At 65.6% G+C, this 12120-nt stretch carries 10 protein-coding genes and 1 pseudogene; 6 read left to right on the top strand and 5 right to left on the bottom strand.

From position 1 onward, the window contains the following. Nucleotides 1-45 precede the first annotated feature (45 nt). The 6 genes from L6444_RS03825 (at nt 46) to L6444_RS03800 (ending at nt 5141) form a co-directional block, all read left to right on the top strand. Complete coding sequence (locus L6444_RS03825) at nt 46-2082, top strand: prolyl oligopeptidase family serine peptidase (RefSeq protein ID WP_236980722.1); 2037 nt, start codon at nt 46-48, stop codon at nt 2080-2082. A gap of 76 nt (nt 2083-2158) precedes the next feature. Next, complete coding sequence (locus L6444_RS03820) at nt 2159-2782, top strand: DedA family protein (RefSeq protein ID WP_236980720.1); 624 nt, start codon at nt 2159-2161, stop codon at nt 2780-2782. A 32-nt stretch (nt 2783-2814) separates the two neighbouring features. Next, nucleotides 2815-3738, top strand: a complete 924-nt coding sequence (locus tag L6444_RS03815) for a crotonase/enoyl-CoA hydratase family protein (protein ID WP_236980718.1) — start codon at nt 2815-2817, stop codon at nt 3736-3738. Nucleotides 3739-3803: 65 nt separating this feature from the next. After that, nucleotides 3804-4253, top strand: coding sequence for a DUF5078 domain-containing protein (locus tag L6444_RS03810; RefSeq protein ID WP_236980716.1), 450 nt, complete (start codon nt 3804-3806; stop codon nt 4251-4253). Nucleotides 4254-4255: 2 nt separating this feature from the next. Then, a complete protein-coding gene (locus L6444_RS03805) occupies nt 4256-4504 on the top strand; it encodes a hypothetical protein (protein WP_236980714.1) in 249 nt (82 codons plus the stop codon). Nucleotides 4505-4817: 313 nt separating this feature from the next. Next, nucleotides 4818-5141 (top strand): hypothetical protein, encoded by a 324-nt coding sequence (locus tag L6444_RS03800; protein ID WP_236980712.1) that lies wholly within the window; start codon nt 4818-4820, stop codon nt 5139-5141. 13 nt (nt 5142-5154) lie between these two features. On the opposite strand, the gene L6444_RS03795 is transcribed toward L6444_RS03800, so the two are convergent. The 5 genes and pseudogenes from L6444_RS03795 to L6444_RS03775 form a co-directional block, all read right to left on the bottom strand. Next, nucleotides 5155-6069, bottom strand: a complete 915-nt coding sequence (locus L6444_RS03795; protein WP_236980710.1) for an HAD family hydrolase — start codon at nt 6067-6069, stop codon at nt 5155-5157. Nucleotides 6070-6072: 3 nt separating this feature from the next. Next, nucleotides 6073-7602, bottom strand: coding sequence for an arylsulfatase (locus L6444_RS03790; protein ID WP_236983763.1), 1530 nt, complete (start codon nt 7600-7602; stop codon nt 6073-6075). Nucleotides 7603-7731: 129 nt separating this feature from the next. Beyond that, nucleotides 7732-10597: pseudogene (locus L6444_RS03785) on the bottom strand (MMPL/RND family transporter). A gap of 68 nt (nt 10598-10665) precedes the next feature. Beyond that, nucleotides 10666-11226: an MmpS family transport accessory protein gene (locus L6444_RS03780; RefSeq protein ID WP_236980708.1), complete on the bottom strand. Its 561-nt coding sequence runs from the start codon at nt 11224-11226 to the stop codon at nt 10666-10668. A 193-nt stretch (nt 11227-11419) separates the two neighbouring features. After that, nucleotides 11420-12106 (bottom strand): TetR family transcriptional regulator, encoded by a 687-nt coding sequence (locus L6444_RS03775; RefSeq protein ID WP_236980706.1) that lies wholly within the window; start codon nt 12104-12106, stop codon nt 11420-11422. Between the last annotated feature and the right edge of the window lie 14 nt (nt 12107-12120).

Raw genomic sequence — 12120 nt, 5'->3', positions numbered from 1 at the left:
TCTCCTCGTTCATGTAATACAGCTCACACTACCGCTGGGGCCACAATGACTTTCATGGCATCTGCTGCTCACGACCCGTACCTCTGGCTCGAAGACGTCACCGGCGACGAGGCACTGGATTGGGTGCGGGCACGCAACGAACCCACCAAGGCCGAGTTCTGCGGGAGCGACTTCGAGCGGATGCGCACCGAGGCGCTCGAGGTGCTCGACACCGACGCCCGTATTCCCTACGTCCGCCGGCGCGGGGAGCACCTGTACGACTTCTGGCGCGACGCGGACAATCCGCGCGGGCTGTGGCGGCGCACCACGCTGGAGAGCTACCGCACCGACACACCGCACTGGGATGTGCTCATCGACGTCGACGCATTGGGTCGCGCCGACGACAAGAACTGGGTGTGGGCCGGCGCCGAGGTGATCGAGCCCGAGTTCACCCGCGCCCTGATCAGCCTCTCCCCCGGCGGGTCCGATGCCGTGGTGGTCCGCGAATTCGACATGGTGACAAGAGAGTTCGTCGCCGACGGCTTCGCGTTGCCGGAGGCCAAGTCGCAGATCGGCTGGGACGACCCGGACACCGTTCTGGTAGGCACCGACTTCGGGCCCGGCTCGATGACCGAATCGGGGTACCCGCGCATCGTCAAGCGCTGGCGTCGGGGCACCCCATTGTCCGAGGCCGACACGGTTTTCGAAGGCGAGCCCACCGATGTCAGCGTCGGCGGTTCCACCGATCGCACCCCGGGTTTCGAGCGCACCTTCGTTGCCCGTTCCCTGGACTTCTGGAACCGGCAGCGCTACGAGCTGCGCGGCGCGGACCTGATTCCGATCGAGGTGCCCTCCGACGTGAGCAGCATGTCGGTGCACCGCGAGTGGCTGCTGATCGAGCTGCGCACCGACTGGACCGTCGGGGACAAGACCTACCGGGCCGGATCGCTGCTCGCCACCGATTACGACCAATTCCTCGATGGCGCAAGAGATTTCGCGGTAATTTTCGAACCCGACGAACACACCTGCCTGTACCAGTACGCCTGGACGCGCGATCGGCTGCTGATCGTCTCGCTGGCCGATGTGGCCAGCCGGGTGGAGATCGTCACGCCGCCCTCGGGACGGGGCAGTTGGGTCCGCGAACCCGTCGCCGGGCTGCCGCCGTCGACCAACACGGTGATCGTCACCGCCGACGAGAGCGGCGACGAGTTCTTCCTGGACTCCAGCGGATTCACCGCGCCGTCGCGGCTGCTGCGCGGTACTGCGGCCGCGGAGCTCGAGCCGATCAAGTCCGCGCCGGCCTTCTTCGACGCCGAAAACATCTCCGTCTCACAGCATTTCGCGAACTCGGCGGACGGGACGCCGATACCGTACTTCCTGGTGCGGCCCGCCGACCGCGACACCCCGGGTCCCACGCTGCTGTACGGCTACGGCGGGTTCGAGACGGCCAACACCCCGGGCTACAGCGGTGTGCTGGGCCGGTTGTGGCTGGCCCGCGGCGGCACCTACGTGCTGGCCAACATCCGGGGCGGCGGCGAGTACGGACCGGGCTGGCACACCCAGGCGATGCGCGAGGGACGGCACAAGGTGGCCGAAGACTTCGTGGCCGTAGCCGACGATCTGGTGGACCGCGGCATCACCACCGTCGCACAACTCGGCGCCCAGGGCGGCAGCAACGGCGGCCTGCTGATGGGGATCATGCTGACCAAGTACCCGCAGAAGTTCGGCGCCCTGGTGTGCAGCGTGCCACTGCTGGACATGAAGCGCTATCACCTGTTGCTGGCCGGAGCCTCGTGGGTGGCCGAATACGGTGACCCCGACAACCCCGACGATTGGGCGTTCATCTCCGAGTACTCGCCGTACCAGAACATCTCGGCCGACCGCCGGTACCCGCCGATCCTGCTGACCACCTCCACCCGCGACGACCGGGTACATCCCGGCCACGCCCGCAAGATGGCCGCCGCGCTCGAGGCCGCCGGCCACCGGGTCTGGTACTACGAGAACATCGAGGGCGGCCACGGCGGCGCGGCCGACAACGAGCAGCTCGCGTTCAAGTCGGCGCTGACGTACTCGTTCTTGTGGCGGATGCTGGGTCCGGCTTGACCTGCCCGGACGACTCCGGTGGGCCTGTGACGCCCGATACGTCTATTGCGTGGCGACTTTGGGCACCCAGTAGCCAATGTCCTCCCAGCTGCCCGCAGCCCTGCAGTCGCTTGCACCCACCCTCGACAAGTACGGCTATGCGGCGGTGCTGGTGCTGGTCGGACTGGAGGGCGTGGGCATTCCACTGCCCGGCCAGATCGTGCTGATCACCGCGGGAATGTATGCGGGTACCGGCAATCTGAATCTGATCCTGGTGCTGCTGGTCGGGCTGTTGGCGGCGGTCGGCGGCGACAACGCCGGTTACGCGATCGGCCGGTACGGCGGGCGGGAGCTGGTGCTGCGGTTCGGGCGCTATGTGTTTCTCACCGAGGATCGGCTGGCCAAGACCGAACGCTTCTTCGAGCGGCGCGGCGGCCTCGTGGTGCCGCTGGGGCGGTTCGTCGACGGCCTGCGACAGGCCAGCGGCATCGCGGCCGGGCTGGCGCGGATGCGGTGGCGCCGCTATCTGCTCTACAACGCATTGGGCTCGGCGGTGTGGGTCCTCGTCTGGGTGTTCGCCGGGTACCTGGCCGGCGACCACATCGGAGCGCTCTACCGCGGATTCCAGCAATACCAGCCCTACCTGCTGGCCGCTGCCGTGGTGATCGTGGCCGCGGGCCTGACCGGCTGGGCGCTCAAACGCCGCGCCGCCCACGCTTGACACCCGCGCCGTGCAGCGACTTCGCTTCGGCTATGCCTGCCGCTGCGACGCCCGACTTCCAGACTCTGCTGTACACGACCGCCGGCCCGGTAGCCACGATCACGCTGAACCGGCCCGAGCAGCTCAACACCATCGTTCCGCCCATGCCCGACGAGATCGAAGCCGCGATCGGCCTGGCCGAACGCGACCATGGCATCAAGGTGATCGTGCTGCGCGGCGCCGGGCGGGCCTTCTCCGGCGGCTACGACTTCGGCGGCGGATTCCAGCACTGGGGTGAGTCGATGACGACCGACGGCCAGTGGGATCCCGGCAAGGACTTCGCCATGGTCAGCGCCCGCGAGACCGGGCCGACGCAGAAGTTCATGGCCATCTGGCGTGCCTCCAAACCGGTGATCGCCCAGGTGCACGGCTGGTGCGTGGGCGGAGCCAGCGACTACGCGCTGTGCGCCGACCTCGTGATCGCCAGCGAAGACGCGGTGATCGGTACCCCCTACAGCCGGATGTGGGGCGCCTACCTGACCGGGATGTGGTTGTACCGGTTGAGCCTGGCGAAGGTGAAGTGGCACTCGCTGACCGGCCGGCCGCTGACCGGCGTGCAGGCCGCCGAGGTCGAACTGATCAACGAGGCGGTGCCGTTCGAGCGTCTGGAAGCCCGGGTCGCCGAGATCGCGGCCGAGCTGGCGCAGATCCCGCTGTCGCAGCTGCGGGCGCAGAAGCTGATCGTCAACCAGGCCTACGAGAACATGGGCTTGGCGTCCACCCAGCTGTTGGGCGGCATCCTGGACGGACTGATGCGCAACACCCCGGACGCGCTCGAGTTCATCCGCACCGCCCAGACGCAGGGCGTGCGCGCCGCGGTGCAGCACCGCGACGGCCCGTTCGGCGATTACAGCCAGGCCCCGCCGGGGCTACGGCCGGATCCGTCGCACGTGATAATTCCTGATCGCGATGGGTAGTGAGATCAGCTACAGATTTTTACCCGGCCGCCCGTCACGGCGCGGAAAGTGCTACGGTTATCGATATGTCTCGGCTAAATAACAGCCTGCGCACAGGCGCTTTCGCTATGCTCCTCGGTCTGGCCGCTGCCATGTTCCCCGCGACCGCCTCGGCGGACTCGACCGAAGACTTCCCGATCCCGCGGCGGCAGATCGCCACCACCTGCGACGCCGAGCAGTATCTTGCGGCGGTGCGCGACACCAGCCCGGTGTACTACCAGCGGTACATGATCGACTTCAACAACCACCCGAACCTGCAGGAAGCGACGATCAACAAGGCGCACTGGTTCTACTCGCTGACGCCGGCGGAGCGCAGGGACTACTCCGAGAACTTCTACAACGGCGACCCGCTGACTTTCGCGTGGGTCAACCACATGAAGATCTTCTTCAACAACAAGGGCGTCGTCGCCAAAGGCACCGACGTGTGCAACCAATACCCGCCCGGCGACATGTCGGTCTGGAACTGGGCGGGCTAGCCGTGCGCAAGTTCATCGGGTTGTCGTTAGCCGCGGCGATCGCCCCGATCGTGGTTGCCCTCGGCAGCGGTTCGGCGCACGCCGATACCGACCTCGGCAAGCAGTGTTCGCCTGAGGGGGCAAAGGTGTGGGGAAATCCCGGACCGATCTTCTGCGCCCGACAGCCGGACGGACAGCTGCAATGGGTGTCCATTCCCGCCAACGCAATGTGTGTGGCGTTCTGCGTGAACGACCCGTTCGGCGGTCCCTAGACCGCTCTCGGGGGACAGGTTCCGTCGGTCGGTTGCGGTGTCCGCGTTCCCCCGATCGGAGTAGCCGAAATTGATCCTCATGGTGACCGTTTAGGGGATGTTTCAAACCCCGCACCCAGGGGAATATGGGAAACGGAACACAAAAGTACGGTTTCCTCAGGGTGCCGTAACTACCGGACCGCAGCCAAATACATCCGCTCGACTCTTGCCGCGGCGGGCCTCAGGTATCCATAATGGGACTTCCGGCCAGCCGAACATCCGCAAGACCAGCAAGTACGGATGCGACTGCGTTCCGGAAGCTGGAAGGTCACGCATGAGCCAAACGACTGGCAACGAGATCCCTGGCACGATTGCGGCCCTCGACTGGCAAACGATCACCTGCCAGTCCGACGGCGGGTGTACCAACCGGGCCACCCACGTCGTCCATCGGCACGCAGTCGACGAATGCAACCACCCGCACCTGGATCCGTTCGGCAACACCGTCGAGATCCTCTGCATCGCCTGCCTGTGGCGCGTCGAGGCCGAAGTGCTGGTCCAGGTCGGTCAGCTCCGACGCACCTCCGGCACCTACTGCCTGACCTGCGGAGCGCCGGTGGCCGAACTGCGCGACATCATGCGCGACGTCGCCGTTCTATAGCTCAGATTCCAGCTCAGTCGCCGAAGACGGTGCGCCAGTCGCCGCGCATGCTGACCACGGTCCATCCCTTCTCCCTGGCCAGGTCCCCGGCACGCTCCGCACCCGCGGCGTAGGCGAATTCGCGGTCGGCGTCGTCGTGGCAGACCAGCATGCACAGAGCCGGCCTGCTCCCGTGCGCGTACTCGAGCATTTCGATGTCGCCGTTGGAGTTTCCCACCGCCAGGATCGGGCGCCGGCCGGTGCGTCCCCAGATCCGCACCGGCTTGACCGGGCCGTCATCTAAGAATTCCGGCCGCGACGTCGTCCGCAACTGACCGTCCCGGTAGTCCAGACCCACCGAACTGCCGATCACTCGCTCGGGCGCCAATCCGTACAGCTGCGGCGTCACCGGTCGCATGAAGTCGCGCCCGCCGCCCGAGACGATGTAGGTGGCGAACGCATTGGCCTCCAGGAAACGCAGCAACTCCACCATCGGCGCATATCCGCACGCGCGGTACGGGCGGTTCAGGCTGGGGTGCATGGCATCGGCGAAGAATCGCCGTACCCGTTCGGCGTGCTCTTCGACGGTGAATCCCTCAAAAGCCCTCAGGATGGTTTCGGCAAGCACCGATAGCGCCGAATCGTCGCCGCGGTAGTGCTTGGTGACGGCGTCGTCGAACCAGGCCAGGTCGCCGTCGACGGCGGCCCGGTAGGGCTGAGTGTCGCGCAGCGAGCGACCCTCGTCGGCTGACGCCTGCTCAGCCAGGCGGCGCACCAGGAAATCAAGCTGAATATAGGCCGGCTTCTCGCACCACAGCGTGCCGTCGTTGTCGAACACCGCCACCCGCCCCTCGGGTGCCACGAAGTCGGGCCCGTCCGGCGTGGCGACGCGCCGGACGAAGTCGGTGATCGCCTCCTTCGCAGGACCGTCGTTCCAGGAGTCCAGCATCAGCTAGTCGGCGGCCAGGTACTGATTGAGCTTTTCGACGGCCTGATCGATGGTGAAGCTGGCCGGCGGGTGCCGGGGCGGGAACTCTTTGAACGTTTCGAGGAACTTGGTGGCCATCGCGATCATGTAGAAGATGAAATACGCGTGGTGAATCAGCCAGTCGTAATACGTGTTCGACGTGATGTCGGCGTACTCGAAGGGATCGGTGCGCAGGTTGAACAGCTTCGGCATCCGCAGCGCGATGAACGGTTCGGCCCAGATCCCCATGGTGCCCGGCAGGCGCTGCTCCATGAACACCGCTTTCCAGCTCTCGAACCGCATCGCGATCAGGTCGCCGTCGTCGGAGAAGTAGAAGAACCCGCGCCGCGGGCTGGTCTCGACTTCGCCGGTGAGGTACGGCAGCAGGTTGAGACCGTCGATGTGGACGCGGAATTCCTTCTCCTCACCCTGCAGCGTCACCCGGTAGCCCGCTCTGAGCTTTTCGCTGATGTCGGGATCGCCGGCGGCGGCCAGCAGCGTCGGCAACCAGTCGTGGTGCTGGATGATCTCGTTCGATACCGATCCCGCCTTGATCTTGCCGGGCCAGCGGATCATCTCCGGCACCCGGAAGGCGCCCTCCCAGTTGGTGTTCTTCTCGCTGCGGAACGGCGTGGTCCCGCAGTCGGGCGAGCTGTTGCGGTGCGGCCCGTTGTCGGTGGAGTAGAGGACGATGGTGTCTTCGGCGATGCCGAGTTCGTCGAGACAGTCCAGCACCTGACCGATGTTGCGGTCATGGTCGATCATGGTGTCGTGGTAGGCCGACTGCCACAGTCCGGCCTGGCCTCGGCTCTCCGGTTTGGGGTGCGTGTACAGATGCATGTGGGTGGTGTTCATCCACACGAAAAACGGTGTGCCCGAATCATTTTGACGTTTGATGTAGTCGACGGTGCGGGCGGTGATCTCGTCGTCGACGGTTTCCATCCGCTTGGTGTTCAGCGGCCCGGTGTCCTCGATGGTCTGCTTGCCGACCGGCCCGAATTTCGGGTGGTCGGGCTCGGTGGACACCGTGTCGGTGGCCCGGCAATTCAGCACCCCGCGGGGCAGCGCCGCTTGGTAGAGACGAGGGAACTCGGCGGCGTGCGGGTAGTCGTACTGCTCGGGCTCCTCCTCTGCGTTGAGGTGGTACAGGTTGCCGAAGAACTCGTCGAACCCGTGCACCGTCGGCAGGTACTTGTTCAGGTCGCCGAAGTGGTTCTTGCCGAACTGGCCGGTGGCGTAGCCTAGCGGCTTGAGCAACTCTGCGATGGTGGGATCCTCTGCGGCCCAACCGATGTCGAACCCGGGCGCGCCGACCTTGCTCATCCCGGTGCGGTAGACGCTCTGCCCGCTGATGAACGCCGCCCGCCCCGCCGTGCAGCTCTGTTCACCGTAGGAGTCGGTGAAGCGCATGCCCTCGGTGGCGATGCGGTCGATGTTGGGCGTGCGATAGCCCATCAGGCCGTCGCTGTAGCAACTCAGGTTGGTGATCCCGATGTCGTCACCCCAGATCACCAGGATGTTGGGTTTACCGTGGAGGCATAGGCCAACGGTAAACCCCCGCGGCCGCGAAGTCAGTAGCGCGGCCGGGAAGCGACCGGTGTTCGCCGGTGTTCGGACTCGCTAATGCGCTTGTCTACCAGCGTATTAGCGCTTTTGCACCAGCCCGCCCGGCGGATGCTCGTCGACGTCGTTGAGAATCAGCTCGCGCACCGCGCGACGCGGTCCGTACGGTCGCAGCATGGTGCTGGCCGGGCGCGGGCGCACGTGCTGCGGCCACCAGAACCACCGCCCGAGCAGGGTGGCCAGCGCCGGTGTCATGAACGACCGCACGATCAAGGTGTCGAACAACAGGCCCAGCGCGATCGTCGTACCCACCTGGGCCATCACCCGCAGCGGACTGAACATGAAGGTGGCCATGGTGGCGGCGAACACCAGACCTGCCGAGGTCACCACCGAGCCCGAGCCGGCCATCGCGCGGATCGTCCCCGTTTTCAGCCCGGCGCGGATTTCCTCCTTGAACCGCGATATCAGCAACAGGTTGTAGTCCGAGCCGACCGCGAGCAGCAGGATGATCGCCATCGCCAGCACCATCCAGTGCAGCTTGAAGCCGAGGATGTACTGCCACAGCAGCACCGAGAGACCGAACGAGGCGCCCAGCGACAGCAACACGGTGCCGACGATCACGAACGCCGCCACCACGCTGCGGGTGATGATCAGCATGATAATGAAAATCAGTGTGGCCGCGGATATTCCGGCGATCATCAGGTCGATGTTGGACCCGTCGTGCATGTCCTTGTACGTGGCGGCGGTACCGCCGAGGTAGACCTTGGCGCCCTCCCACGGCGTGCCTTTGATCGCCTCGTGGACAGCCCGCTGGATCGGCTGGATGAGGTTGATGCCTTCGGGCGTCGCCGGGTCGCCCTCATGGGAGATGATCAACCGGACAGCGTGCCCGTCCGGCGAGATGAACTGTTTGAGACCCCGCGCGAAGTCTGGGCTCTGGAACGCTTCCGGCGGAAGGTAGAACGTGTCGTCGTTGCGCGCCCTGTCGAAGGCGTCCCCCTGGGCGGTGGCGTTGTCGGACTGCGCTCTCGCCTGGTCGTTGAGACCCGCAGTGGTCGCATAGTTCGACATGATGGTGTCGAGATTGCGCTGCTGGCTCTCGATCTGCGGGGGTATCAACGCGACGAGCTGGGGCTGAATCTGGTCCAGCTTGTCCAGGTTCGCGCTGAGGGCAACGATGTTCTGCGCCACCTGGTCGATCCCGTCCAGCGCATTGAAGATGGACCGCAGCGCCCAGCAGATCGGAATGTCGTAGCAGTGTTTCTCCCAGTAGAAGTAGCTACGAATCGGCCGGAAGAAGTCGTCGAAAGTGGCGATGTCGTCGCGCAATTTCTCGGTGATCTGCACCGTTTCCTTGGTCAGCCGGGTGGTTTCGTGCGTCGTATTGCTCAGGTCCTGGGTGACCTGCATCTGCTGATGCAGGGTTGCCATCGTCTTGCGCAGCTCGTCGGCCTGGCTGAGCAGATTGTTCGCCTGTTGCTCCTGATAGTGCTGGGTCTGGATGCGTCCGGCGGCTTGAGCGCTCATCTGAAAACCGAGGGTGCTGTGGTCCAGTGGGGTGCCCAGCGGCCGGGTGATGGTCTGCACGCGGCCGATGCCCGGGACGTGGAAAACCGCCTTGGCGACCTTGTCCAGGACCAGGAAGTCGGCCGAGTTGCGCAGGTCGTGATCGGTTTCGATCATCAGTAGCTCAGGATTGAGCCGAGCCTGGTCGAAGTGCCGGTCGGCGGCCGCATAGCCGATCTGGGCCGGGGTGTCCGACGGCAGATAGTGCCGGTTGTCGTAGTCCGTCTTGTACCCGGGCAGGGCGAGCAGACCTACCAGCGCAACCGCGATCGTCACCGCGAGAACCGGTGCGGGCCAGCGGACTACTGCGGTGCCGATGCGGCGCCAGCCCCGGGTCTGCAGCTTGCGTTTGGGATCCATCAGCTTGAAGAACGACGCCACCGTCAGCATCGCGGGACCCAGGGTCAGCGCCGCGAGAACGGCCACCAGAATGCCGACGGCACACGGCACCCCCAGCGACTCGAAGTACGGCAGCCGGCAGAAGCTCAGACAGTACATCGCGCCGGCGATCGTCAGGCCGGATCCCAGCACCACATGCGCCGTGCTGTGGAACATGGTGTAGAACGCTTCTTCGCGGGATTCGCCCAGACCACGGGCCTCGTGGTAGCGGCCGACGACGAAGATCGCGTAGTCCGTTCCCGCGGCGATCGCCACCAGCACCAGCATGTTGTTGGCGAAGGTCGACAGCCCCATGATCCCGTAGTTGCCCAGCGTCGCGACGACGCCGCGGGCCGCGGCGAGCTCGATGAACACGATGGCCAGCATGATCGCAACCGTGCTCACCGACCGGTAAACGAACAGCAGCATCACCACGATCACCACCAGGGTGATGAGGGTGACCACGGCGACGCCCTTCTCACCCGCGTGGGATTGATCGGCGAACAGCGGACCCGCGCCGGTGACGTAGGCCTTGATTCCCGGGGGGCGCGGGCACCGAGTCCACGATCTTGCGGACGGCCTCGGAAGACTCGCTCGCCTGGCCGCTGCCCATGTTGCCGGCGAGGTAGACCTGAACGTATGCGGCCTTCTGGTCGTGGCTCTGGGAGCCCGCGGCGGTCAGCGGATCGCTCCAGAAATCCTGGACGTGCTGAACGTGTTTCTTGTCTTGCTCGATGCGCCGGACGATCTCGTCGTAGTACTTGTGCGCCTCGGCGCCGAGCGGCTTGTCGCCCTCCAGCAGGATCATGGCCGAGTTGTCGGAATCGAACTCTTTGAACGTCGACCCGACGCGCATCATCGACTGGAAGGACGCTGCGTCGGTCGGACTCATCGACACCGAGTGCGTCTTGGCGACGACTTCCAGCTGCGGGGCCACGGTGTTGGTGATGAAGACGATGCCCAGCCAGACGAGCACGATCGGCAGCGCCAGCCGGTGGATCATTCGCGGCAGGAACGGCGGGATCAGCGGTTGCTCGACGCGCGGCGGAGGCGGAGCCTCGGTGGTCTCGCTCACGCCGACTTGTCCAAGCAGTAGACGAAGGCATTCACCGTTTGGTCGGGCGGCGAATGATTCGGCGCCTTGACGACGTCACCGCGCCCGTCGTTGTTGTTGACCAGGAACCGGCAGGCGATCCAGCTGCCGGTTCCCTGCGCCATCAGGTTGGCCGGGATTCCGGGCTTGGTTGACTTCAATTCTGTCCTCCACGGAAGGGGCACGTTAAGAGCCTGCTGGGGATGGGAGTTTTCGTCGAGGTAGTTGATGGTGGCGGTGCTGCCCGGTGCACCCCAGACCTCGAGCGTGATTGTCTTGGGGTTGAACTGGTCGATGACGTCTCCGGATGAGCCGCCACCGAACGAACCGCTGCGAACGCCGAAGACGCCGTGCAGGCGGTGGACGACGAATCCCGACAGCGCGACGACGGCCAGCACGGTGAGGATGAGCCAGAACCGGGTGACGAGGCTCCACAGACCTCCGCGCCGCTCGGCCCCCTGGCGAGTCGCGGTGGCGTTCCTGCCGTCAGCCGACTCCGGAGCCGCCGCCGGGTCGGTCCTTGGCTCGGTCGTCGTCATGGGCGCGTTCCTAACCTGTGACCTGAGCCGCCAATTACTTAGCCTATTTGTCAACTTAGGTCCTCTAACCTAATGCACGATCGGCGAAAAATCTCGGCGTAGTGCACAAAAACCTTGTGCCTCAAGGCCTTCGCCACCGCCCGAGACGTCGCCGTCGGCCTGCCGGGTTCGGACCGCCGCGTCCATGCGCTTGTCATCGGGACCCCGCGAGCGAACCGATGCAAGTCGCGGTGAGGACCCGGGTGAGCGCGGAATCGAAGTCGATGTTCCATTCCGGCGGAAGCGCCCCGGGCTCTTCGGCGTAGACGTCGGAGAGCCGCTCGGGCGGATTGGCGATCTGCCAGAACGCCGCGGCCAGCGAGTAGGCGGCGATCAGCATGTCGAAGGCCCCGGAGCGCCCGAGGTCGGGCAGGGCCTGCTCGACGGCGCCGGCCAGCGCGATCGCCGCGGCCGAGATGGCCCGCCTGTTCTCCACGACCCGCTCGATCTGGACTTCGTGCTCGAGGTGCAGGTGCAGGTTGGCCAGCAGGTCGCAGAACAGCGGGTCGCTGGCCAATCCGTTGGCCAGCGTCTCGGCGACCCGCGCGGGCGTCATCTCGCCGGGCTCGGCCAATTTCTCGCACACCGTTGTGGACCACCGCGCCCAGCCTTCGACGGCCAGCTGCAGCAACACCTCTTTATGCGAGGTGAAGTATCGGCGCACCGCGGAGTAGTGGATGCCGGCCCGACTGGCCACGGCCGTCAGCGTGACGGAGGCGACTCCTGTCTCGAGGGCCAGCGAGCGCGCGGCTTCGACGAGTGCCGCCGCACGTTGGCGCTTGTTCTCCGCGGTGCGGGCGCGTCGGAAAGCGAGTTGCGCCACCGGCTGAGGATAACGCACACGATGTGATTTGC

The sequence above is a fragment of the Mycobacterium kiyosense genome, assembly GCA_021654635.1.
Classification (GTDB): domain Bacteria; phylum Actinomycetota; class Actinomycetes; order Mycobacteriales; family Mycobacteriaceae; genus Mycobacterium; species Mycobacterium kiyosense.
The sequence above is the reverse complement of the archived record's forward strand: the minus strand, read 5'-3'. Positions and strand labels throughout refer to the sequence as shown.

Coding starts and splice junctions, on each gene's coding strand:
- L6444_RS03825 (WP_236980722.1), top strand. CDS start 46: ATGACTTTCATGGCATCTGCTGCTCACGACCCGTACCTCTGGCTCGAA.
- L6444_RS03795 (WP_236980710.1), bottom strand. CDS start 6,069: ATGCTGGACTCCTGGAACGACGGTCCTGCGAAGGAGGCGATCACCGAC.
- L6444_RS03800 (WP_236980712.1), top strand. CDS start 4,818: ATGAGCCAAACGACTGGCAACGAGATCCCTGGCACGATTGCGGCCCTC.
- L6444_RS03780 (WP_236980708.1), bottom strand. CDS start 11,226: ATGACGACGACCGAGCCAAGGACCGACCCGGCGGCGGCTCCGGAGTCG.
- L6444_RS03820 (WP_236980720.1), top strand. CDS start 2,159: ATGTCCTCCCAGCTGCCCGCAGCCCTGCAGTCGCTTGCACCCACCCTC.
- L6444_RS03815 (WP_236980718.1), top strand. CDS start 2,815: ATGCCTGCCGCTGCGACGCCCGACTTCCAGACTCTGCTGTACACGACC.
- L6444_RS03810 (WP_236980716.1), top strand. CDS start 3,804: ATGTCTCGGCTAAATAACAGCCTGCGCACAGGCGCTTTCGCTATGCTC.